This is a genomic window from uncultured Campylobacter sp., assembly GCF_938045535.1.
Lineage (GTDB): Bacteria > Campylobacterota > Campylobacteria > Campylobacterales > Campylobacteraceae > Campylobacter_B.
This window is the reverse complement of the sequence record NZ_CALIMQ010000251.1, coordinates 1-23,236: the sequence shown is the minus strand read 5'-3', so window position 1 is coordinate 23,236 and position 23,236 is coordinate 1. Positions and strand designations below refer to the sequence as shown.

Genomic DNA, 23,236 nt, shown 5'->3' with positions numbered 1-23,236 from the left:
GAGCGATAGCTAAATTTCAAGGAGATGTAATGAAAATATTTAAAGCCCTGCTCGCAACAGCGCTGATCACCGCCACCCTAAGCGCTAAGACGCTCAAAGAGGGCACGCTCGTAATAGCCACGGAGGGGACTTACTCGCCGTATTCTTTCTATGACGAGAAAAATAATCTTACCGGCTTTGATGTCGATATCGCTCGCGCACTAGCAAAAGAGCTAGGGTTAAAGGCGGAATTTTTAACCGCGCCGTGGGATGCGATGCTCGCGGCATTTGACGCAGGCAAAGCGGACATAGCGATGAATCAAGTAAGCATCACACAGGAGCGCAAGAAAAAATATAATTTCAGCGAGCCTTATACTGTGGCTTATGCTGCGCTGGTAGTGCGAGCTGATAACGAGGAGATTAAGAGTTTTGCGGATCTTAAAGGCAAAAAAAGCGTCCACTCCGCTACCAGTAACTGGGCGGACATGGCGCGCAGCTACGGCGCCGAGGTCGTTACAGCAGACGGATTTAGCAAGGGCGTGGAGCTCATCATAGCTCGTCGCGCAGACGCTACGATCAACGACAACATCACATTTTTCGACTATATGAAGCAGCGCCCGAACGCCCCGCTAAAGATCGCAGCTCAAGGCAATGAGCCGATCTATTCAGCTGTGCTTCTTAAAAAGGACGACGAGCTGACGGCGCAGATAAATTCCGCGCTAAAATCGCTAAAGCAAAAAGGCGTGCTGAAAGAAATTTCACTTAAATATTTTGGCAAAGACATTACGGAGTAAATTCTACAACCGCTTAGTTGAAGCGTGGAATTTTAAACTTGGTTGGGCGGAATTTCGCATTTTAAATTTCGCTCATAAAATTTTGGAGGAATTATGAAAAATTTAATAAAAACTTTGCTTGCGTGCGCGCTTTTAATATGCGTCGCAAACTCCAAAACGCTACGCGAAGGTACGCTTAAAGTAGCTACTGAAGGCACCTTTTCGCCATTTTCGTATTATAACGACAAAAATGAGCTCGTAGGATACGACGTAGATGTCGCGCGCGCAGTCGCCGAAAAACTTGGTCTAAAAATAGAATTTCTAACCGCGCCTTGGGATGCGATGCTTGCAGCATTTGATGCAGGCAAGGCAGACGCTGTGTTTAATCAAGTAAGCATTACTGATGAGCGCAAGAAAAAATATGAATATTCAGTGCCCTACACCGTCGTTTACGGAGCTATCATCGTGCATAAAGATAACAACGACATTAAAAGCTTCGAGGATTTAAAAGGCAAAAAAAATGCAGACTCCGCTACCAGCAACTGGGCACAAGTCGCTAAAAAATACGGCGCGCAAAACGTAACTGTCGATAGTTTCGCCAAAAGTATGGAGCTGCTGATCGCTCGCCGCGTAGATACCGTCGTGCGCGATAATACCGTATTTTACGACTTTTTAAAGCAGCGCCCGGACGCTCCGATTAAGATCGCCGCAAAGCTAAAAGATGTCGATTATAGCGCTGCAATCGTGCAGAAGGGCAATAAAGAGCTCGCAGATCAAATCAGCAAAGCCTTAAACGAACTCAAAGCCGAGGGCAAGCTAAAAGAAATTTCGCTTAAATATTTCGGCAAAGATGTGAGTGAATGAACGAAACAAGCAGAATTCTAGAGCTTGTTAGCAGCTCGCTAGAGCCGATGGCGCTAGCCCTGCTGCAAGTTACGATCCCGCTTACGATAATCTCATTTCTGCTTGGGCTCGTGCTTGCGGTGCTGACGGCGGTCGCACGCATCGCAAATTTTAAAATTTTAAAGCAGCTAAGCGAAATTTATATTTGGATTTTTCGCGGCACTCCGCTTTTGGTGCAGCTTTTTATCGTCTATTTCGGACTTCCAATCGTTGGGATCACACTTGATGTTTGGGCTGCTGCGATCATTACCTTTAGCCTAAATATCGGCGCTTACGCTTCAGAGGCGGTGCGAGCTGCGATCCTATCGGTGCCAAAGGGGCAATGGGAGGCGGCTACCTCGCTAGGCATGAGCTACGCTCAAATTCTGCGCCGCATTATCGCTCCGCAAGCCGCTCGCATATCGCTGCCGCCGCTATCAAATATATTTATCTCTACGCTTAAAGACACTTCGCTCGTAGCCTCGATTACGATGGTCGATATGTTTATGGTCGCTCAACGTATTGCTGCGCGGGCATTCGATCCGCTCACGTTATACGTGCTGGCGGCGCTATTTTATCTAGCGGTCTGCACCCTTCTTACGTTCTTACAATCCAAGCTAGAGCGACGATTTTCAAGGTTCGTGTGATGATAAAATTTACGAACTTAACTAAGCGCTTCGGCGATCATGTCGTGCTAAATGGGCTAAGCTTAGAATTTCGCGACGGGCAAACGACAGTGATTTTAGGAAGCTCTGGCTCCGGCAAATCCACGATGCTGCGCTGCATAAATCTGCTCGAAATTCCAAGCGGCGGCGAGCTACAGCTAGGCGAGTTTAAGATAAATTTCGACGCTCAGCATAAAACAAGCGAATATCATCCATTCCGCGCGCATACGGGCATGGTTTTTCAAAGCTTCAATCTCTTTCCGCACCTCAACGTCTTGCAAAACGTCATCGAAGCACCCGTGCACGTGCTAAAGCAGCCACGCGAGCTTGCCGAGGCAAATGCAATGACGCTGCTAAAAAAAGTCGGTATGGCGGATAAAGCTGGCGCGTATCCGGCTCGCCTCTCCGGCGGTCAGAGCCAGCGCGTGGCGATCGCGCGGGCTCTTGCGATGCAGCCTGAGTTTTTGCTGCTGGATGAGCCTACGAGCGCGCTTGATCCCGAGCTTGAGGCACAGGTGCTAAAGACTATCGCCGAGCTTGCCGCAGAGGATCGCTCGCTTATCATCGTCACGCACAATATGGGCTTTGCGCGCAAGATCGCAGATAGAATTTTATTCTTAGACGGCGGAGTTATCGCATTCGACGGCGACGCAGAGGAATTCTTCGGTAGCAGCGATGAGCGCATAGCTAAATTTATCGGAGCGATGAGCTTTTAAATCCATTAAATTTTAAGGAGAAAAGATGAAAATAGATACCCTAATCGTAAAGGGCATAGAGGCTAAGTCCAACCCCCACAACGCGGTGATTCCGCCGATATATCTAGCCAGCACCTTCGTGCAAGAAAGCCTGGATGATTTCGGCAAATACGCCTATTCGCGCGGCGCAAATCCTACGCGCAACGCCTTTGAAGAGCTTTTTGCAAAATTTGAAGGCAGCAAATACGCCTTCGCGCTAGCCTCGGGCATGGCGGCTACGAGCGCTGCATTTGCGCTGCTTAAAAGCGGAGATCGCGTGCTGTTAAATAACAACGTCTACGGCGGTACCTATCGCTACGTAAGCAGGATTTTTAAAAATCAAGGGATCAATTACGACTTGGTGGACGATCTAAATTTGATCACCGAAATTCCAAGCGATGTTAAAATGGTCTTCATCGAAACGCCCTCAAATCCGCTTTTGCGCGTAACCGACATTGAGCGTATCAGCGAGCTCGCGCATAAAAACGGCGCGCTTGTGGTGATGGATAATACCTTCTTAACCCCATATTATCAGCGCCCGCTAGAGCACGGCGCAGACGTCGTAGTTTATAGCGCGACCAAATACATAGGCGGGCATGCCGATCTGATCGCCGGCATTGTTACGACGAACGACGATGAGCTTGCCGCAAGAATTCAGTTTATGAAAAACACTCTGGGCGCGACGCTATCGCCTACCGACGCGTATTCGCTCATACGTGGGCTTAAAACGCTAAGCGTGCGCTTCGACCGCCAGAGTGAAAATACGCTAAAGATAATAGAATTTTTACGCAGCAATCCTGCGGTAGAGGCGGTAAATTTTGCAGGCTCGCATTCGGCTAACGAAAAAGAGATACAAAATCGCCAAGCTAGCGGCATCGGAGCGGTCATCTCACTGGTGCTTAAGCCGCAATACGACTATAAAACCTTTGCGCGCAGCCTTGAGCTATTTGATCTAGCCGTGAGCCTGGGCGGCGTAGAGAGCTTGATCTGCCACCCCGCGTCGATGACGCACGAGAGCTATCCGCGCGAGCTGCAAGAGCGCATCGGCATCAGTCAAAATTTGCTGCGCCTAGCCATAGGCATCGAAAACGCTGACGATCTCATAGCCGACCTTACCGCCGCGCTAGAAAAATCTAAAAAATAGGCGGCGCGAAATTTGCGCAAGCTCGCGGAATTTCTACGCAGGCTTGTAAAATTTACGCGGGCGGGTAGAATTCATGCCAAAATTTAATCCGAAATCCTTATAGCTTCGCTCGTGAGGCTATAAGGGAGCGGTCTTTACAAACTGGCGCGCAGGGCGGGTTTAAAAAGACCCGCCGCCGATCATCTCATCTTACAAAAATCTCTTTTTGCAAAACCTATGTCCATTTTCTCGCGGGCTAAATTTTGTATGAATTTTCACTCGTTAAATTTTACGAAGCGCGCGGCTTTGCGTAAAATTTAAATTTAAAAATTCCGCCACTACGCCGCTGAAATGAAATTTTAATTTATACGCACGGCAAAATTTATCCAGACCTCTTGCTAAAACACATTGTTTAAATTTAATTCGGATAAATCTATCTAACCGCCGTTTGATATTGCTAAGCGGAGAGCTTAAATTTAATCAAATTTTAAAGACGGCGGCGGATCTGTGCCGCACCACGCCAACTGCTCGGTCTAAATTTAGAGCAATCAAATTTATCAAACGAGCAAATTTAGACTCCGTCCTGCTCAAAATTTAAAATTCTGCGCGCCGTTTAAATTCCGCTTAAATTTTAGCCGCACTTTAAATTTAGCGGAGCTACTTCAGCTCGCCCCAGCGCTTGGCGATGTTTAAGCTCGTCTTTAAGGGCACGTTCAGGCTCGCCGCACTTTGCATTATCTCTTGCGCGCGCTCGCCGAAGCTCTGCGCCAAATCGTCCCGCACCTCGAAGATCAGCTCATCGTGGATCTGCAATATCAGCCGCGCTTCGTCGTTTAGTAGCGGCGAAATCTCAACCATCGCCTTTTTTATGATGTCGGCGGCGGAGCCTTGAAATTTCGTATTCACCGCCTCGCGCTCGTAGCTCGCATAGACCATGTTGTTGCGCGCATTTGCGAAATCGAAGTAGCGCCTGCGCCCAAAAAGCGTGCTTACGTAGCCGTCCGCTTTCGCGTCCGATTTTATGCTTTGCAAAAACTCTTTAATCGTGGAAAACGCCGCGAAATAGCGCTCGATATAGCCCTTCGCCTCGGCGCGCGCGATGCCTAGGCTGTCGCTTAGTTTGCCCGCGCCCATGCCGTAAATAAGGCCGAAATTTATACTCTTTGCGATCGTGCGGTGCGCGGGCTGCGCGTCGCCGAAAATACTGATCGCCGTGCGCGCATGAATGTCCTCATCCGCCCTAAACGCCGCCAAAAGCGCAGGATCGCGCGAAAAGTGCGCGAGCAGGCGCAGCTCGATCTGCGAGTAATCAAGCGAGATCAGCGAGTAGCCCCCCTCTGCTAGAAAGCAATCCCGCACATCCTTCGCAAACGTGCCGCGCGCGGGGATATTTTGCAGGTTCGGATTTTTGCTCGCTAGCCGCCCGGTAGCCGTGCCGGTCTGTAAGAAATTCGATCTGACGCGGTTTTGCGCATCGGCTAACGCAAGCTGTAGCAGCGGCTCGCAGTAGGTGCTTTGCAGCTTAAACAGCTCGCGGTAGTCTAAAATTTTACCCACCGCGGGATGTAGCGCCGTAAGATCCTTCAGCACGCTTTCGTCGGTGCTATAGCCCGTCTTCGTGCGCTTTGCGGCAGGTAGCCCAAGCCGCTCGAAAAGCACGGCGCCGAGCTGAGCGGGAGAGTTGATGTTAAACTGCTCGCCGCAAAGCTCATAAATTTCATCCGTGAGCGCTCGCAGGGACTTTTCGTTGCGCGCAATAAGGCGCTTTATCATCTCCGCGTCGATCTTGATACCGCATCTTTGCATCTGCCAAAGCACCCGCACGAACGGGAACTCAAGCTCTTGCGCGAGCTTAAAAAGCGCGGGTTCGAGCAGCTGTTTGAGTTTAAAATACAGCCTCAGCGTCACCCACGCATCCTCGCTCGCATAGATCGTAGCGGCGTCCAGCTCCACGGAGGCGAAGGTCTCGCCCTTTTTAACGACGTCGCCGAAATGCACAGTCTCATACCCCAGATACCGCGGCGAGATAGAGTCCATCCCCACGGCGTTTGCGGGATCGAGCAGCCACGCTAGCACCATCGTATCGGCAAAGCGCGCAGGCGGCTCGATATTAAAATTATTTTTCACGATCTCAAAATCGTATTTTAAATTTTGCCCCACGACATATCCGCGAAATAGCGAGCCGATCGCGGCTTTTGCGGCGTCCGAAGAGATTTGAGCCGGAGCGCCCAAATAGCTATGCGCGAGCGGGACGTAGTAGGCGCGCTCCTCATTAAACGCAAACGAAAAGCCCACGATCTTGGCGCTCTTGCTATCGACGCTAGTGGCTTCTGTATCGAAGCTCACCAAGGTCTCGGCGCTGACGCTCTCGCACAGCCTCGCAAGCTCCGCTGCATCAGTGATACAAATAGGCTCAAAGGGCGTTTTAAAAGCGCGCTCGCAGCTTTGCCCGCCGCAAGCGGAGCCGCTAGGGATAGAATTTTGCCCGTCTAGCCCCCCTACGGCAGCGTCCAAAATAGAGCCGCCGCGAGACGGCTCTGCGGCGGAGCCTTTGCCGCCCGCGCCCAAAACGGAGCTTTTTGCGCTTGCGCCTTTGCCCTCGCCCCAAAGATCAAGTCCGTTTTGCTCCTGCAGGTTTAGCGCCGAAAGAAGCCTATTTAGCGCATAATCTTTTAAAATTTCGCGGATTTTAAAAAGCGGATTTTGCTGCGGAAATTTTGCATCCTCCAAAGGCGGGATTTCCAGCTCGTCGTAAAGCGTAGCCAGGCGCTTGCTTATGTAGGCGCTCTGCTTCCCTTCTATCAGATACTCGCGCTGTTTGTTTTGCGGCAGGCGGTCTAAATTTGAATAGATCCCATCGAGCGAGCCCCATTCGTCTAAAAGCTTCTTCGCCCCCTTGTCGCCGATGCCCCACACGCCCGGGATATTATCGGCGCTGTCGCCGCAGATCGCCAAAAAATCCACGATCTGCTCGGGATAGACGCCGTAGCGCTGCAAGCACTCCTCCCTTCCGTAAAGCATCTTTTTGCCGTGGCTGTAAATTTTAACGTTTTCGCCGATGAGCTGATAGAGGTCTTTGTCGGAGGTAACGATGTTGATTTTATGCGTGGTGCCATGCTTTTTAACGACGCTTGCGATGAGATCGTCCGCTTCGTAGCCCTCGCGTCCAAGCGAGTAAAGCCCCATCTTTTCGATCATCTCGATGCAGACCGGTAGCTGCTGCAAAAGCGCGGGCGGCGGGGCTTGGCGGTTGGTTTTGTAGTTCGGATCGATATCCGAGCGAAAGGTCTTGCCCTTGCTATCCAGAGCGAAAATTATATAATCGCTCTTAAATTCCTTCGAAAGATTTGCGATGAAGCTCGCAAATCCACTCACCATACCGCTGGGTTTGCCGTCTTTGGTCTTAAGCCCGCTCATAGCGTAGTAGAGCCTGAAAAAAAAGCCGAACGTATCAATGATCGTGATGGTCTGCATAATGGTCCTCGGATTTAGAATTTTAACGCGTAGTGTATTAAAATTCGGCTAAATTTACAAATTCCGAATAGGACTTGACCTGCCTCATTTCAAAATTTTAAAATTTACTATATAATCGCGCGAAATTTTAAAAAAGGATCAAGTATGGATTTTTTCACAGATTGGCAGGAGTTTGACGCGGCGGGCGCTACGGTGAAATTTTATAAAAAATCGCAGGGCGGCGTGGAATACATCGGCTTTGATTCGCGCAAATGCGTTCCGCCAGAGCCTATGGTAAATGCATTGGTGGCGTTAAATTTCGTAAAAGACGAAACCAAAAAGGTCGTCATGGTCAATCATAAATTCCCGATGGGGCTGATTCCAAAAATCGAGTCTAAATTTGACATAGCACGCGAAGATCTAGACGGCGATGCGGTCAAGCTCACCATCAGCCTAAAACCCGGCGCGGTCAATGAGGGCTTCGATACAGACGCGAAGTGCCACGGCTAAAGGATTTTAAAATTTAGATGAATATCACGACCTTTTCGCCGCCGTTTCGCATCGTAGGCGGCTATTTCATCTGCGGCTTTATCTTTTTGCTGCTAAGCGCGGCAAGCTTTTTAAAGGCCGATTTCGGCGCGATCCAGGCGCCGCAGACGGCGAGCTTCTTTCACGTATTTTTGCTGGGCTTCGTAATCAGCATAATCATCGGGGCGCTCTATCAGCTTACTTCGGTCATCATTCAAAAGGAATTTTTCACCGTCAAATTTGCGTTTTTAAATCTCTTTGCTTACGGCGCGGGCGTGGCTCTACTAAGCGCCGGATTGCTGCTTTCAAATGTCGCATTATTGCACGCAGGCGGCGGCGTTTTGCTGCTTAGCCTATTTTATTTTACGATCTGCTACGCGCTAAGCTTCATCGGCACGCCCAAATGGAGCTTCCCCGCCGTTGCGCTTGCGATCTCGGCTGCGTTTTTGGCCGTAGGGATCAGCCTTGGCTTCGCCCTCGTGCTAGCGCTTAGCGGCGTGGAGATTTTCGGAGTGTATTTTTCAGAAATTTTATCCTATCACATATACTTCGTGCTGGGCTTTGTGTTTTTCGTTATCGTAGGTGCCGCGTGCGTACTGCTGCCGATGTTTAGTCTGGCGCACGATCTAAACTTCGCACTAGCAAAAGCTTCACTGGCGCTGTATCTGCTCGCGGGACCGTTTTTGCTAAAAGATTTTGGAATTTTCATCGCCTTTGCCGCGCTTGCGAGCTTTGCGGCTCAGGCGATCTATATCCTAGCCAGGCGAGTGCGAAAAGCGATAGATTATTGGAATTTAAACGTCTATATCTCGCTGGCGGCTTTGGGATTTAGCGGCGCATTTTGGCTTGCAGGTCGCACAGATTTGGCGGCATTTGGGCTGCTATACGGCTTTTTATTCGCCTTCATCGTCGCGCACCTTTATAAAATCGCGCCCTTTCTCATCTGGTATCACTACGTCTCGCCCTTCGTCGGCAAGCGCAAAATCCCTATGCTTGAGGATATGATAATCAAAAAGATCGCCTACGCAGCTTGCGTGCCGAACGTCTTAGCGCTTGCGTGCGCGAGCTTCGGAGCGCTAACGCCCGCGGTTATCTTGCAAGCGGCAAGCATAATTTTGGTGCTAATCAACATCGTAAATATCTTTAACTACATAAAATTCGGAGAGGAAAAATGAAAGTAACGAAGGAGCAAATTTACGACGCGCTTCGCGCCGTAGTCGATCCTGAGGTGGGCTTTGACGTCGTGTCGCTGGGACTCATCTACGACGTAGCGGTAGATGAGGCGAACAACGCCAAAGTCACGATGACGCTATCGACTCAGTCATGCCCGCTGCATGAGATGATGGTAGAATGGGTGCGCGCAGGTGCCGAGAGCGTGGAGGGCGTCGGCGAAGTAGAGATCGATCTCGTCTTTGAGCCGATGTGGAATATCGATATGGCGGAGGATCACGTCAAAGAAGCTCTGGGGCGGTTTTAGGGCTCGCGCGAAGGATATTTGCGGATTGCTCAGGACGCCGTACTCGTCGTCGGGCGCTTCTACATATCGCCTCGGACGCTGCACGGATTGTCGGGGCGCTTTTCTGCGAATCGCCCGAAGCGCTGCGTGGGATGCTGGAGCGCTGCATGATCACTGGGATATTGCACGAAATTTCGGAGCGCTGCACAGATAGCTGGGCATTCTTGCTGCGGCGCGATTTCTCGCCGCCGTTTTAAATTTGAGCGATTTAAAATTTAACTCAATTAAATTTTGCACCGCCGTTTGATTATCGCTTAGTTATAAATTTGCACGATCTAAAATTTGACCGCATAACCGCGATTTGGCGAGCGTCATCAAACGATTTGTGTTTGCAAAATGCCGCGCGCGGCGCAATATTTTAAATTTAATCGCGTCGCCCGTGTATCTCCTGCGCCAAGTTCGCTTACCTGCTTTTTCGTCTGTTTAGCCACCTTACAATCCGCTTACCCGCCCGCAAAACAGCGCTCCGTACGGAGTGAATCGTAATTTAAATTTAGCCGCAAGAGTCGCAGATAGCGCCGCGAGGTCTTACAAACCGCACAATGAAATTTTAAAAACCGTGAAATTTAACCGCCCTGTCTATGAGCGTAGCTAGAAAATCTGCGGCGGGCGTTAAAATTTCACCGAAAGATAAAAACTCGAACCCGCTCGTTGCAAGTATTCCATATATCGCTCTAATTTATCCCCACATGTTTAATCAAAATTTTCGTAAAGAGGCGTAACGCGGCTAAATAAAATTTAAAGCAGCTCTGCAAACGCGCGGCAAGCGGTTAAATTTAAAGCTAAATTTAGATGAAATTTACGGCGAAAATTGCGGGTTTTGCGAGCTTTTTAAGGCTTCCTTTAAGCATTATCAAATTATCCGCGCCGGAGATTTTAAGAGTGGAATTTTCAAAGCAAAATTCTAAATTTTTTAGCGCGTTTTCGCTTAGGAGGCGTGCAAGCTCCAAAATATAGCTGAGCCACGCAAGCTTGGCGGCGTCCGGCAAAATCGCGCTCAAAGGCGCAAACGTAGCTCCCAGCTCACGCTTTCCGTGCATCGAGATGATCGCGGCTATGAGCGCCTTTTCTTTGTGCGTCGTGCGATAGTTCAGCCCGCCGAGCACCATATCCGCGCTGGTTTCGTGCTTGGCATAAAAGCCGATCGCCCGCCCGATCTCGCAAAGCGATGCTGCGGTCTGCAGAATTTTAATATATTTTTCGCCCAAGCCGTGTAGAGGCGATAGCGCGCAAAACAGCGCCTTTGCGAACTTCGGAGCCTCGCTCGGCTCGGAAGCGAAGCGATCTTTAAGGCTTCTTAGGCTCGGATTAAAGCCTCTAGGTAGGTTTGCGCCGCGTAGAATTGAGCTTAAAAACGCCCCCTCTCGCACTCCCACGCCGCTTGTGATGATCTTTTTCGCTCCCAGGCGCCTTACGATCTTATCAAAGATGATGGCGCCCTCTCTGATTGTGTCGTAGCGGTCCTTTTTGATCGGGAATTTCGCCAGATCAAGCGTCTTTGCGCTCATCAGCTTGGCAAAAAACGGCGCGTATTTTTCATAATCATAGCTGAAATTATGCACGATTTTTAGCGGGTGGTTTTGCAGGCTCATCACGGCGCCGGATAGTGCTCGCGCAGAGCCGCCCATTACGATTAAATTTTGCGTGCGAAACTCGGCGCCTACTTGCGAGATCGCGCTGTTTATGTATTTCTCCAGCCCCTTTGTGTCGCCGCGGTCGAAAAACAACTCCTTTAGCCGCACCGTGCCTAAATTTAGAGAAATTTTATTTTCTATCTTGCCGTTTTTTATGTAAGCAAGCTCGGTCGAGCCGCCGCCGATATCCAGCGTAACGCCCTCGGAAAAGTCGCTAAGCAAATTCTGCGCGGCATAGGCGCCCAAATACGCCTCCATCTGCCCGTCTATCTTGCGGATCGTAATGCCCGTTTGCTTGCGTACGATATTTATAAACTCGGCCCCGTTCGGCGCATCGCGAAGTGCGGATGTACCGATGCAAAGTACGCGCTTGGCCTTGTAATTGCATACGAGGGTTTTAAATTTTTTAAATGCGAGTAGGCATTTTTGCATCGCTTCGGAAGTTAAAATTCCGCCGTTTTCGTAAGCGCCTTCGCCTAGGCGGATCTTGATCTTGTGCTCGGCCAAAATGAAAAATCCGAGCCTGCTCGTGCGCTCGAAAATCACGGCTCTGGCGGAATTTGAGCCCAGATCTATGACTGCGACGCGCTTGGGCATTTAAATTTCCATATGGACGTGTTTGTATTTCAGCTCGTCCGCCGTCTCGATATTATCGGGATCGGTGATGATACACTCGACCGGGCAGACCACGATGCAAGCGGGCTCAGAGTAATCATCTACGCACTCGCAGCATCGATCGGCATCTATGATGTATATCGGCTCATCCTCAAAAATCGCTTCATTAGGGCATTCCTCGCGGCACGCGTCGCAACTGATGCATTCTTTTGTAATCAACAATGACATATAATTTTACCTTACGAAAAAATTTATGGCGTTTATACCATAAAAAGCTTCATTTTGTTTTAAAATAGCGGAATTTCGGGCTATTTCTTAAATTTTTTAGTGGAAGTTTGAAAATCGCGACGATTAGCGAGCGCCCTTTGTCGTTTTTAAGATCCACTTGCGCACCCATCGCTTGAGCAGCATTTTTGGCTAAAAATAGCCCGAGCCCGGCTCCCGGTTTGCCGCCGTAGCGCTTAAAAGGAGCAAAATAATCGATCTCTTCGTTAAGTGGCTCGCCTTTGTTTGCGACCCGCACTATGAAATTTCCGTCCGAAATTTCGCTCTCGATCAGTACCTTTTCGCCGTCCGGAGAAAATTTTATGGCGTTTTGGATAAAATTTTGAATCACGTGCATAAAGAGACTTTTCTGCACCGAAATTTCAAGCTGTTCAGGCTTAAGATCCATCGTCAAATCCTTGCCTGCCGTGCGCGCTAAAATCGTGAAATTTACGCACAGCTCCTTAAGATAAGCGATCATATCGGTCTGCTCGGGCGCCTCAAACTGCGCCCCCTCTTGCCGCCCGATCTCCAGGATCGAGCTGATCATTTTATTCATATTATCGATCGAGTCGTTGTTATTTTTAAGCGCCTCGACGTATTTCTCGCTCTCGCGCGGTTTAATCAGCGTCACTTCGTTTTTGGTTTTCATAACCGCAAGCGGGGTCTTAAGCTCATGCGCAATACCGATAAAAAGCTCTTTTTGATACAAAATGAAGGTCTCGATACGCTCAAGCAGGCGGTTTATGCTGTTTGAAAGCATATTAAATTCGCTCGGGATTTCGGCCCCGTCGATAGGCTTTAGAAATTTTTCATCCACCGAAGCGAGCCTTTGGCTGATCAGCTTAATCGGCATCAGCAGCATGCGCGAGAGAAACATCGCGTAAAACACCACCAAAAATATCATCGTCAAATTTACCAAAATGATGTCGATGAGTATTTGATTTACGATGTTTGCATAAACGCTCACATCTGCTTTGATGCTTAAAATTTTATCCTTACCATAAGGATAGTGCAGCTGCAAATAGCTCCTGCTGCCCTCGGAGCTTTCGATAAATTTAGGCTTATTCAGCCCTCCGTTTTCGATGATTTTGCTTTCGTATTCACCAGAAGCGTCTTGTAAAAAAGATGAAATTTTCTCAGGCGGCACGGAAGTGTCTACGATTTTTTGCGCTCTTTGGATTAAATTTTGAACGGGAGTTTCAAAGATGGTAATTCTCATATAATTATAGAGCATTACCGAAAAAATGACAATTAGCATCAACGAAGCGGATGCTAATTGTATTACAAAGCGGACTCTTAGGCTTTTTGTGGAAAGCAAAATCTATATCCGCGTCTGCGAACGGTCTCGATCGTAGAGATATTTAGAGGCTTATCCATTTTCTGGCGAATTTGATTGATCGCTACTTCAATGACGTTTGGCGTAACAAGCTCGGGCTCCTCCCAGATAGCGTCTAGCAGCTGCTCTTTGCTTACGATCTGATCGCTGTGGCGCGCTAGGTGCGTTAGAACCTCAAACGGCTTGCCCTTAAGCTCGATCTCTTGGCCTAAATAAGTAATTTTTTCCTCATCCGGATCGATGATGAGATCGTCGATTTTGATGATATTTGAGCCGCCAAAGCGAAGTCTAGCCTCGAGGCGTGCTACTAAAACATCAAAGTCGAAAGGTTTTTTGATAAAATCGTCCGCGCCCGCGCGAAGTGCTTTTATCTCGCTTTCTTTATCGTCTTTTGCAGATAGCACGACGACAGAGGTGCGCGCGGATTTTTGCTTAACTAATGCGATGAGATCGATGCCGTTGCCGTCAGCTAGCATCCAATCGGTTAGCACCAAATCATAATTTCTAATGCCGATATAATACTCTGCGTCCTTAAAACTCTCGGAAGTATCCGTCTGATAGCCGAACTCCATCAAGCCCTCCGCTATCGTCTTGTTTAAAGTCACCTCGTCCTCGACTATTAAAATTCTCATTTAATTTCCTTGCCTTAAAATTTTGCGGCGATTTTAACATATTTTAAGCAAAATTTCAAGATTTTTTAAAGAAATTTTAAAATTTTATCTCTATTTCCGCACCGACGCTTGCATCTTGTAAAATTTCGGGTTTTAAAATTTTCATATAAAAATAATCCATCGAGCGAAATTTTGAGTGAAACTCCTGCGCAAAGTATCTTAGCGCGTCCTCCACGAGGCGAAATTTTTTTTCGCGAAGCTCCGCTTTGATATATTCGCAAACCCGCGCGTAGTCGATAAATTCCTCCGCCCCGAACTTCGCCCACACCCACACGCGCTGCTCGCGCTTGCGCTCAAAATCCAGCGTCCCGATTATCGTGCCAAATTCCAGCTTTTCGATTAAAATTTTAATCATACTACGCGCTTTTCCTCGCCCTTAAGCAGCCTGGCGATATTCGGCGCGTGTTTGTAAAATACGATGAAAACTATCAGAAAGATCGGCGCATGAGTGTTGATCGCGGGCATCTGCGGATGGATCACGTAGCTTGCAATAACTAGCGCAAGCGCCGCTGCAAGCGATGCTACGGATGAAATTTTAACCGTCTTGCCGACTACAAACCAAACGGCAAGCGCGATGATAAGCTCGATAGGGATGAAGCAAGCAAGCACGCCGGCTCCCGTCGCAATCCCCTTGCCGCCGTTAAATTTCAGATACGGGCTAAAGCAATGCCCAAGCACTGCAAAGACAGCCATGCCCCACAGCACGTTTTCGTCAAAGCCCAAAGCACGCGCAATCAGTATCGGCAGGACGCCTTTTAGCGCGTCGCAGGCAACGGTGAGGATCGCGAGCTTTTTTGCTTTTTGCGGATCGCGAGTTTTTAAGACGCGAAGGACGTTGGTGGCGCCTATGGAGCCGCTGCCCTCGCTTTTGATATCCACGCCGCCGAGGTATTTGCCGATCAGTAGCCCAAAGGGGATCGCAGCGATCAGATACGCCGCGAAGTAGCACCAAAAATTCGGCGCCGTAACGATGCTAAGTAAAAATTCTAAAATTCCCGATTTTTTCATAAAATCCCTTTAACTCTTCCAAAGTAGCGAAATTTTCTCGTCGTAGATGTCGGTTTTCTTCGGCGAAATTTCTTTCGTTTCGAGTTTAATGTTTTTTAAATCCAGGCTCTGTTTTAGCGCGTCCACTTCGGCCTCAAATTTCTGTGTGAGCACCTCCAGCTCCTCTTGCAGCGCGCTTAGGCTGTTTTGTGCATTTTTGGCTTCGCTTCGTTCATTTAAAATTTTATGCGCGCTCTTGGCGCCGCTGATCGCCTTAGAGATATTGCTAGCGCTGCGCGAGCGGCCTAAAAATGCGCCCAAGATCGCTCCGCCTATGCTTAGCGCGGTATCTACGCCGCGGCTTAGCACGTCGCTCTTTTCCTTCTCGTATTTTTCGCTAGCGCGCGAAATTTTATCCTCAAGGCGCGCCTTTTCCTTTTCAAATTTAGCCGTAATCTCATCAGTTTTAGCCTCTAGAGCTTCATTTGCCTTATCGCCTAGGCGCACAAAAAATTCCTCCTTGCTCTCGCCCGGTTTTGAGAGCAGATCAAGCGCGCTAAAAAGTTCTAACTTTTCATTGCGATATAGCCACTCCTTAAAGCTTTTAAGCTGAGCGTTTAAATTTTTTGCGCCCGCGATGAAGCTAGGAAGCACGCCGTAAAGCGAGCCTGCCTGCTCCTGTCCGCTTAAATTTGCAACTTCTCGCGTGCTGGCCTCGCCCCAATCTATTTCGCTTACGTCCGAAAGCGAAAGCAAAAAAGTGCGCTGCTGCGTAAAATCGACTCCCTTGTCGCAAAATCGCATCTTTGCGCTTGCATACAGATACGGGCTTAGCTCAAGGCTCGCGCCGTAGCTGTAAAGCTGCGAAATTTCAGCCGAAACTACGGGTTTGGCGGCGCCGGCGGATTTGACGCCTTGAGCGGCGCCCGACACGGACGAAATTTCAGTCTTTTTGTCTTTCATTAAATTTGAAATTTGCTCGTTGCTTAAAGGGCCTTTTAAATAGCTTAGCGCGAAGCGCGTCTCGATCACCCGCAGCACATCCTCGTTGATGTTTTTTACCAAAAAATTTCGCTTTTTGAGATTTGAAATTTTCTCCATAAGCACGCTTTTGTCGATCGGATTTGAGCCGATACCGCTTAAGCCGCTGATGACGCGCTCTTTATCCTGCGCGGTCTGCAAGCGCCCGATAAACCACGTACCGATGTTGCTAAGCCCCTTGTAATCGAGATCGATCGGGTTTTGCGTCGATAGAACGCAACCAAGACCGAACGCGCGAGCCTGCTTCAGCAGCGTAAGCATCGGAGTTTTGCTCGGCGGATTGCCGTTTGGAGGGAAGAAGCCGTAAATTTCATCCATATAAAGCACGGCGCGCAGCGAGCTCGTACCGCTGGTGGTGCGCATCCATTTGATCATCTCGCCCAAAAGCAGCGTGACGAAAAACATCCTTTCATCGTCGTTTAGATGCGCGATGGAAAATATATTCGCCCTCGCCCTGCCGTTTTCATCAAAGAGCATCTTGGCGATATTTAGTCGCTCGCCCTCGCACCAAAGCTTAAAACTCGGGCTTGCGATGAGCGCGTTAATCTTCATCGCAAGCGCCATTCGCTTATCGCTCGGAAAAAAGGTATTAACGTCGAAAACGCCGATTTTATCGAAAGGCGGGTTGCCGATTTGCGCGATGAGATCCACCACGCTCACCCCCTCGCCCCTGCCGAAATGATAGGTTAAAATTTGGCTGATTAGTAAAAATTCCGGCGAGCTAAGATTATCGCTACTAATCCCTGCAAGACTTAGCACGCTAGTGGCGATACCGCCGACGTAGTTGTTCAGATCCTCTTCGTTTAAGCCCTTTGGCGCTTCAAAGTCGCTTAGTAGGCTGATCCCAAGCCCTGCGCTTGATTTGGGTGTATAAATTCTAAAATCGGCGCTGTTTTTCAAAAGCTCCACTCTCGCCAGATCTTGATATGAGTCCTCGATCCCCTCGCGCCAGGTATTTGCGGTCTGCTCGGCATACTCGTGCACGCTAAGACCTTTGTTTTGCGCCTCGGCCTCGTCGATATAGGGCTCAAAATCCTCAGCCCTCATCTGCGGAAAGGTAAGAGCTAAATTTGTCAGATCGCCTTTCGGGTCGATGATGATGGATGGGATATTATCGATCGCGGCTTCTTCTAGCAGCGTGATACCAAGCCCCGTTTTGCCACTGCCCGTCATTCCTATGATAAGCGCGTGAGTCGTCAGATCCTTGTTTTTATACAAAAACGGCTCGCCGTTTTCAAGCCCCAGATAAAAAAGCTTTAAATTTTCTTGAAGCGTTTTCATTGCGTTCCTTAAATTTGCAATTTGTGCGGCATTATATCATTTAAATTTTTAAATTTAAATTTGCTAAAATGCGCGAAAAATCAAGGAATGGCAAGTGTTAAAAGAAAAAATTAGAAACGGAAAAAGCGGAATTTTGCTCTATGGCATCGTCCCGCCTAAAATCACGTCCTCTCAAGACGAGCTCGAGCGACTAGGTACGGCGTGGTCGCAACGCCTAAGCGAATGTGAATGCGACGGTATCGTTATCTACGATCTACAAGACGAAAGCGCGCGCACAAAAGATGAGCGGACCTTCCCTTTTGTGCATACGATCGATCCTGCACGCTACTACACGCAGTATCTACATACCGATAAAGAAGCGATCATCTACCGCGCGGTAGGCAAATATGACGAAGCGGAATTTTGCGAAATTCTAAGGCATGCCGCAAGCGGACTGGGCGTTTTCGTGGGGGCGAGCTCTAAAAACGAAGAATGCAAACTGCATCTAAGCTGCGCCTATGAGCTCAAGCGACTCGTGGCGCCGCATCTTTGCCTAGGCGGCATCTGCATTCCTGAACGCCATGAAAAGAGCCGCGACGAGCACCTAAAAATCGCAGAAAAGACTGCGGACGGGTGCGAATTTTTTATCACTCAGGCGGTTTATAATGTACAAAACGCCAAAGATTTCATCGACGATTACGCTGCTTTGGAGTGCAAAAAGGTGCCGATAATCTTTACTTTCACGCCGTGCGGCAGCCTAAAGACGCTTGAGTTTATGAAGTGGCTTGGCATCTCGGTGCCAGATTTTTTGCAGCAACGGCTGCAAAGCAGCGTCGATATCTTACAAAGTTCAACAGCGCTGTGCGCGGAGATGTTTGATTTCATCTACAAATACGCCCTCGCAAAAGGTGTAAGCGTAGGCGCAAACGTCGAGAGCGTAAGCACCCGCCGCGTCGAAATCGAAGCCTCGCTCAGCTTACTAAAAGAGATCAGAAAAATTATCCTTAAGCACGAGAATTTGGGATTTTACGTTATTTAAAATTTTAAACCGAGCGCACGAACAAAACGCTAGATAGTCCAAGCTAGCGGAGGAATTTTAGATAATTTCGGATCGCTTTTTAAAAAATAATCGAAATTTTATCCGAATGGAATTTGAACTTAAAATTTATAAAAAATTGCCTTAATAATATGCTTTAATACCTGTCGTCCGTAACTGCAAGATGATATTTCGTGCTAAAATTTCCCAATGCTTACAATGACATTGAGCTAGGCATATCATCAAACCTATAAATCGCTGTAGCTTTCACACTAAAGCTAAGTGCATTGACCGCTTTAGTCTGCAGCTGACGCGACCGCGTCCTCCGTCATCCACTATCTACACAGGGATAAATGTATATTGTATAACGGGAGATAGCTGGAGATTTTAACGCCCTATAATACGACGCCTCTTCGCTCATGGCATAGCGTCCTTTATTATTCCATTCGTAGTATTTGATTTAAATTTACCGGCGTTTATGCTAAATTTCAAATCTAAGGCAATTTGATGCTTACTGTTGTGAGCGTTTTGGTATTTGAATTTTATTCTACAGCCTATGTGTAGGTCGCTCAAAAGATCCACCATACGCCGCCATAAAAATACTTGCCGAGCTTTGCAGCTAATTAAAAGCCGTTAATGCAGAATCGCCTGAAATTAACGCCCATTTAAGCTATCGCATATTTGATTTCTTTTATATTCTAAAAGCCCGCCACCAAAAAGCAGCAGACCTAAGACTAACGTCGTTTTACTATCTCACGCAGAAGCCGATATGTTAACTGCGCAAGATTATAATATGTTTTCAATCGCAAACGCTTCATTTTAAAATTTTGAAACCTAACTCAGAATAAATATAAACTTGAAATTAGTTTTGTAAATAAGCTTAGAATTTAACTTTTAAATATGGCGAAATTCAAAGATAATAAAATTTAAAAAGCGCTAGTTTATGCTCTTACCGCCGAATTTTAAAAGCGCACTACCCCACGTAAAACCGCCGCCGAACGCGTCCAAAAGCATAAGCGAGCCATTTTTGAGCCTGCCGCTCTCGTAAGCGTCATTTATTGCCATCGGGATCGACGCCGAGCTCGTGTTGCCGTATTTGCCGATCGTAAGCACGCACTGCTCATCGCTAAATTCCAGTCTAGCCTTGACCGCCTCGATAATGCGCAAATTTGCCTGATGCGGGATGAAAAGATCGACCTGCTCGGGCGAAATTTTATTTTTCACCAAAATCTCCACGACGTCGTTACTGAGCGTCGGTACCGCGATTTTAAAGACCTCGCGCCCCGCCATCTGCATGAAGCCTAGCTTTTCGTCGATGATTTTTTGGCTGAGTGGATTGACGCTACCAGGGGCTGCGGTGATGAGAAGATCGCCCTTGCTGCCATCGCTAGCGGTATGAACGTCGATGATTTCATTATCGTCGCGTGCCGCGATAACCGCAGCGCCCGCACCGTCGCCGAAAAGTATGCACGTAGCACGGTCGCTCCAATCGACTATCGAACTTAGCTTTTCCGTACCGATTATCAACACGTGTTTTTTAGCGCCGCTTTCGATGAGGGATTTTGCGAGCTCTAAAAGATAGATGAAGCCCGTACAGGCGGCATTTATATCAAACGCCGTGATGCCGAAGCTCAAACCCAACTTATCCGCGATGACGCACGCGGTCGAGGGCATACAGAAATAATCGGGCGAGATCGTGGCGCATATTATTGTATCGATCTTGTTTTTTTGTAGGCCGCTACGCTCGATCGCCTTTAAAGCCGCTTTCACGCCTAGATCACTAGTGGTTTCGCCCTTCGCGATACGGCGTTCATGAATGCCAGTTCGCTTGACGATCCATTCATCAGTCGTTTCAACCATCTTTTCAAGATCGAAATTGGTTAAAATTTGGCTCGGCGCGTATGCTGCGATTGAGATCATCGAGGCTTTTTGCATTCGTTTTCCTATTCGTTTGAAGAAATTTCGCTTTCTATCGCGGAGTTGATTTTAGAATCTGCAAATTTAAGCGCTTGAAAGATCGCGTTTTTAACGGCTTTCGGGGTGCTTTTGCCATGGCTTATGATGACGCATTCTTTGACGCCTAAAAGCGGCGCACCGCCATATTCATCATAATCCGTACTTTTTTTGATAATTTTAAAGACGCGTTTCATCAAGATGGAGCCTGCGATGGCGATCGGGGATTTTTTAGTTTCGTTTTTAATAAGTTTGCCGATAGCGCTCGCGACGCCTTCGCTGGATTTTAGCATAATGTTACCGATAAATCCGTCGCAAACTACGACATCCACGGAGCCGTCAAAAATTTGATTGCCTTCGACATTACCGATAAAATTTTGCATCTTCTTAAGCATATGAAAGGTTTCTTTTGTTACCTCGTTGCCTTTACTATCCTCCTCGCCGTTGGATAATAAGCCGATGCGTGGTGCGTTTAAACCCATAATCTCCTTGGCATATGCTTCGCCCATAATCGCAAATTGAAACAAATTCTCAGGCTTACAATCCACATAAGCGCCCACATCTAGCACAAGCGTGCGACCGCCTATGGAATTTGGCATCAGCGTAGCAATCGCCGGGCGCAAGATACCTTTGAGCCTTCCTATGCGAAGCGTAGCAAGGCTCATCGTAGCGCCGCTATGTCCTGCCGATACCACGGCTTTGCAAGTGCCGTCTTTTACTAGATCGACCGCTTTAAAGATGCTGCTCTCTTTGCGTTTGAGAGCATCGGTTGCGCCCTCTTTCATCTCAAAGACTTCGCTTGCAGCTACGTAAGTAATATATTTCTCAAAGCCTTGATCTTGTGGAATAAAAGGCTTGATTTGCGCTTCGTCGCCTACCAAAAACGCATTAAATTTACGCTCTCGCAGCGCATCTACGACTCCGTTTATTATCGGCTCGCAGCCGAAATCACCGCCCATCGCGTCTATAGCAACGGAAATCATCGGATTAATATTCGCCCGTAGTTTTGTTTATTCTATGCGGAATTTTCCAGCTTCCGTCTTTATCTTTGACGGGAATCGGAAGGGTCACTTTGTAGTGAGTGCGTCTTTTCGCCGCACGAGTTTTACTAACTCTTCGCTTTGGAACTGCCATTTTTTCTCCTTTATAAATTTAGTTCTTGCATTCTTCGCAATAAAAATAGTCGCTTTTGAAAGCTTCCGTTTCGCTTCTTAAAATTTCATCCAGATCAACTTCGGCGCCGAAAAACTCCATAACGTCCAAGCTTTCGTGCCTTTCGTCATTAAAAACGCCTTCGCTTAAAAGCAAATTTACGCTCTCATTTACGTCAAGATCAAATTCTTTGCCGCAGCGATCGCAAATGTATGGAATTTTACCCTTAATTTTGCCCTTGCACTCGATAAACTTAGAGTCTTTTCGTTTTAAATTTCCGCTGAGCTTAAGCCTGTCTTGCGAAATTTCAAACGGCACGGGCGCGGCGGAAATTTTAGCAAAAGCGATCTTCACGCGGCACTCTTAGCAAATTTCTCTTTTTGCAAAGAAAAATGCGATCTCGGTTTTTGCGTTTTCTAAGCTGTCGCTGCCGTGAACGGCGTTAGCGTCGATGCTGTCCGCAAAGTCCGCTCTGATAGTGCCTTTATCCGCTTTTTTCGGATCGGTAGCGCCCATTAGCGCACGATTTTTAGCTACGGCATCATCGCCTTCTAGCACCATTACGACCACCGGGCCGCTAGTCATAAACTCAATCAGATCCTTGTAAAAAGGGCGATCCTTGTGAATTTCATAAAATTTACCCGCATCTTCGGCGCTTAGGCATAATTTTTTAGCCGCCGCGATTCTTAGTCCGTGGCTTTCGAAACGATCGATAATTTTGCCGATAACACCCTTTTTAACGGCATCAGGCTTAATAATAGAAAGCGTTTGCTGCATATAATCTCCTTAAAGTGAAAGGCGGATTGTATCGAAAAATAGGTTAAAATTTATTTAAGGATTGAATGAATTAAAATTCCGCGCATTTGATCGCGGAATTTTATCTGCTAGGCAAATACCGGGGTATCTCCGCTGCGTAGATCCGCACCTATACTATCCCTGCTAGGTTGACCCGCTACGATGTCGCTCCAGACGATACAGCCGTCGGTCGGACAGGCGCCAGCACAAGCCGGCTCGTCATTGTAGCCGACGCACTCGACGCATTTATCGGCATATACGTAGTAGCTATCCTCGCCGCTTGGATTATCGCTATCGTCCACGATCGCATTTACCGGGCACTCGTCGATGCATGAGCCACAGCTAATGCAAATATCGGTGATTTTTACAGCCATTTTTTCTCCTTTATCAAAAAATAAGGCGCGATGATAACATACTAAATTTAAAAAATGATAAAATTTAATATTATCAAGTAAATAAATTTTATTATATAAAAATTTTATAAAAAAACTTAAAAATATGACAAAAAGGTATTGACTGATAGGACGAAGGCTGATATAATATTAAGGCACTTAAAGAGCGGCATAATAATAAGTTATCATAATATAAGTTTTAAAAGGTTTGAAGGCAAAAAAAAGATAAAAAAGTGTTGACAAACGAAAATAATAGTGATATAATGATAAGGTCGCAACAAGAGTGACACGAACCAAGAAAAGTAAACAGTGATAAGAACTTTGAGAGTACAAAGAGAAACAATAATTTAGGTGTAAAAAAGTCAGCGAGAGCAGACAAACTTTAAATAGAGAGTTTGATCCTGGCTCAGGACGAACGCTGGCGGCGTGCTTAACACATGCAAG

23 protein-coding genes and 1 rRNA gene are annotated in these 23,236 nt (G+C 47.6%); 10 read left to right on the top strand and 14 right to left on the bottom strand.

Annotated elements, in window-relative coordinates; all coding sequences use genetic code 11:
• The first annotated feature begins 29 nt into the window (after nucleotides 1-29).
• The 5 genes from Q0095_RS07960 (at nucleotide 30) to Q0095_RS07940 (ending at nucleotide 4,177) form a co-directional block, all read left to right on the top strand.
• Complete coding sequence (locus Q0095_RS07960) at nucleotides 30-773, top strand: amino acid ABC transporter substrate-binding protein (protein WP_297882929.1); 744 nt, start codon at nucleotides 30-32, stop codon at nucleotides 771-773.
• A 93-nt stretch (nucleotides 774-866) separates the two neighbouring features.
• Nucleotides 867-1,616 carry an amino acid ABC transporter substrate-binding protein gene (locus Q0095_RS07955; RefSeq protein ID WP_297882927.1) on the top strand — a complete coding sequence of 250 codons (750 nt, stop codon included), beginning with the start codon at nucleotides 867-869 and terminating at the stop codon, nucleotides 1,614-1,616.
• On the top strand, nucleotides 1,613-2,281 hold the full coding sequence (locus Q0095_RS07950; protein ID WP_005871287.1) for an amino acid ABC transporter permease: 669 nt from the start codon (nucleotides 1,613-1,615) through the stop codon (nucleotides 2,279-2,281). Before Q0095_RS07955 ends, Q0095_RS07950 begins: the two co-directional genes overlap by 4 nt.
• Nucleotides 2,281-3,015, top strand: coding sequence for an amino acid ABC transporter ATP-binding protein (locus Q0095_RS07945; protein WP_297882925.1), 735 nt, complete (start codon nucleotides 2,281-2,283; stop codon nucleotides 3,013-3,015). Before Q0095_RS07950 ends, Q0095_RS07945 begins: the two co-directional genes overlap by 1 nt.
• 25 nt (nucleotides 3,016-3,040) lie before the next feature.
• Nucleotides 3,041-4,177, top strand: coding sequence for a PLP-dependent aspartate aminotransferase family protein (locus Q0095_RS07940; protein ID WP_297882923.1), 1,137 nt, complete (start codon nucleotides 3,041-3,043; stop codon nucleotides 4,175-4,177).
• A 636-nt stretch (nucleotides 4,178-4,813) separates the two neighbouring features.
• Here the strand turns inward: Q0095_RS07940 and polA are convergent.
• Nucleotides 4,814-7,630: a DNA polymerase I gene (gene polA / locus Q0095_RS07935; RefSeq protein ID WP_297882920.1), complete on the bottom strand. Its 2,817-nt coding sequence runs from the start codon at nucleotides 7,628-7,630 to the stop codon at nucleotides 4,814-4,816.
• Nucleotides 7,631-7,774: 144 nt separating this feature from the next.
• Here polA and Q0095_RS07930 point away from each other — a divergent pair, with 144 nt between their 5' ends.
• Genes Q0095_RS07930 through Q0095_RS07920 form a run of 3 tightly spaced genes read left to right on the top strand, consistent with a single transcriptional unit; the run spans nucleotide 7,775 to nucleotide 9,614 of the window.
• Nucleotides 7,775-8,119 carry a hypothetical protein gene (locus Q0095_RS07930; protein WP_005871273.1) on the top strand — a complete coding sequence of 115 codons (345 nt, stop codon included), beginning with the start codon at nucleotides 7,775-7,777 and terminating at the stop codon, nucleotides 8,117-8,119.
• A gap of 17 nt (nucleotides 8,120-8,136) precedes the next feature.
• The gene (locus Q0095_RS07925) at nucleotides 8,137-9,312 is read left to right on the top strand and encodes a peptidase M50 (protein ID WP_297882917.1); all 1,176 of its coding nucleotides are present in this window, start codon (nucleotides 8,137-8,139) and stop codon (nucleotides 9,310-9,312) included.
• Nucleotides 9,309-9,614 carry a metal-sulfur cluster assembly factor gene (locus tag Q0095_RS07920; RefSeq protein ID WP_005871269.1) on the top strand — a complete coding sequence of 102 codons (306 nt, stop codon included), beginning with the start codon at nucleotides 9,309-9,311 and terminating at the stop codon, nucleotides 9,612-9,614. Before Q0095_RS07925 ends, Q0095_RS07920 begins: the two co-directional genes overlap by 4 nt.
• An 827-nt stretch (nucleotides 9,615-10,441) precedes the next feature.
• On the opposite strand, the gene Q0095_RS07915 is transcribed toward Q0095_RS07920, so the two are convergent.
• From Q0095_RS07915 to Q0095_RS07885, 7 genes are all read right to left on the bottom strand, one after another.
• Nucleotides 10,442-11,884, bottom strand: coding sequence for a Ppx/GppA phosphatase family protein (locus Q0095_RS07915; RefSeq protein ID WP_297882914.1), 1,443 nt, complete (start codon nucleotides 11,882-11,884; stop codon nucleotides 10,442-10,444).
• Nucleotides 11,885-12,130: a YfhL family 4Fe-4S dicluster ferredoxin gene (locus Q0095_RS07910; protein WP_005871264.1), complete on the bottom strand. Its 246-nt coding sequence runs from the start codon at nucleotides 12,128-12,130 to the stop codon at nucleotides 11,885-11,887.
• Nucleotides 12,131-12,179: 49 nt separating this feature from the next.
• Nucleotides 12,180-13,427: a HAMP domain-containing sensor histidine kinase gene (locus tag Q0095_RS07905; protein WP_297882912.1), complete on the bottom strand. Its 1,248-nt coding sequence runs from the start codon at nucleotides 13,425-13,427 to the stop codon at nucleotides 12,180-12,182.
• 38 nt (nucleotides 13,428-13,465) lie between these two features.
• Nucleotides 13,466-14,137 (bottom strand): homeostatic response regulator transcription factor HsrA, encoded by a 672-nt coding sequence (hsrA, locus tag Q0095_RS07900; RefSeq protein WP_005871260.1) that lies wholly within the window; start codon nucleotides 14,135-14,137, stop codon nucleotides 13,466-13,468.
• Nucleotides 14,138-14,213: 76 nt separating this feature from the next.
• Nucleotides 14,214-14,531 carry a dihydroneopterin aldolase gene (locus Q0095_RS07895; protein ID WP_297882910.1) on the bottom strand — a complete coding sequence of 106 codons (318 nt, stop codon included), beginning with the start codon at nucleotides 14,529-14,531 and terminating at the stop codon, nucleotides 14,214-14,216.
• Nucleotides 14,528-15,184, bottom strand: coding sequence for a glycerol-3-phosphate 1-O-acyltransferase PlsY (plsY, locus tag Q0095_RS07890; RefSeq protein ID WP_297882909.1), 657 nt, complete (start codon nucleotides 15,182-15,184; stop codon nucleotides 14,528-14,530). The genes Q0095_RS07895 and plsY overlap by 4 nt, the downstream gene beginning before the upstream one ends.
• 9 nt (nucleotides 15,185-15,193) lie before the next feature.
• Nucleotides 15,194-17,485: a DUF87 domain-containing protein gene (locus Q0095_RS07885; RefSeq protein WP_297882907.1), complete on the bottom strand. Its 2,292-nt coding sequence runs from the start codon at nucleotides 17,483-17,485 to the stop codon at nucleotides 15,194-15,196.
• A gap of 94 nt (nucleotides 17,486-17,579) precedes the next feature.
• Between Q0095_RS07885 and Q0095_RS07880 the strand changes: the two genes are divergently transcribed.
• On the top strand, nucleotides 17,580-18,503 hold the full coding sequence (locus Q0095_RS07880) for a methylenetetrahydrofolate reductase (RefSeq protein WP_297882905.1): 924 nt from the start codon (nucleotides 17,580-17,582) through the stop codon (nucleotides 18,501-18,503).
• Nucleotides 18,504-19,436: 933 nt separating this feature from the next.
• Here the strand turns inward: Q0095_RS07880 and Q0095_RS07875 are convergent.
• From Q0095_RS07875 to Q0095_RS07850, 6 genes are all read right to left on the bottom strand, one after another.
• A complete protein-coding gene (locus Q0095_RS07875; protein WP_297882903.1) occupies nucleotides 19,437-20,435 on the bottom strand; it encodes a beta-ketoacyl-ACP synthase III in 999 nt (332 codons plus the stop codon).
• Nucleotides 20,436-20,443: 8 nt separating this feature from the next.
• A complete protein-coding gene (gene plsX / locus Q0095_RS07870) occupies nucleotides 20,444-21,436 on the bottom strand; it encodes a phosphate acyltransferase PlsX (RefSeq protein ID WP_297882427.1) in 993 nt (330 codons plus the stop codon).
• A gap of 4 nt (nucleotides 21,437-21,440) precedes the next feature.
• Nucleotides 21,441-21,587, bottom strand: a complete 147-nt coding sequence (gene rpmF, locus Q0095_RS07865) for a 50S ribosomal protein L32 (RefSeq protein ID WP_005871250.1) — start codon at nucleotides 21,585-21,587, stop codon at nucleotides 21,441-21,443.
• Nucleotides 21,588-21,605: 18 nt separating this feature from the next.
• Nucleotides 21,606-21,959 carry a hypothetical protein gene (locus tag Q0095_RS07860; RefSeq protein WP_297882901.1) on the bottom strand — a complete coding sequence of 118 codons (354 nt, stop codon included), beginning with the start codon at nucleotides 21,957-21,959 and terminating at the stop codon, nucleotides 21,606-21,608.
• Nucleotides 21,960-21,968: 9 nt separating this feature from the next.
• The gene (ndk, locus tag Q0095_RS07855) at nucleotides 21,969-22,382 is read right to left on the bottom strand and encodes a nucleoside-diphosphate kinase (protein ID WP_177388469.1); all 414 of its coding nucleotides are present in this window, start codon (nucleotides 22,380-22,382) and stop codon (nucleotides 21,969-21,971) included.
• Between the two features lie 107 nt (nucleotides 22,383-22,489).
• Complete coding sequence (locus Q0095_RS07850) at nucleotides 22,490-22,774, bottom strand: 4Fe-4S dicluster domain-containing protein (RefSeq protein ID WP_297882899.1); 285 nt, start codon at nucleotides 22,772-22,774, stop codon at nucleotides 22,490-22,492.
• Nucleotides 22,775-23,175: 401 nt separating this feature from the next.
• Here Q0095_RS07850 and Q0095_RS07845 point away from each other — a divergent pair.
• Nucleotides 23,176-23,236: ribosomal RNA gene (locus tag Q0095_RS07845) — 16S ribosomal RNA — on the top strand; the annotation flags it as partial.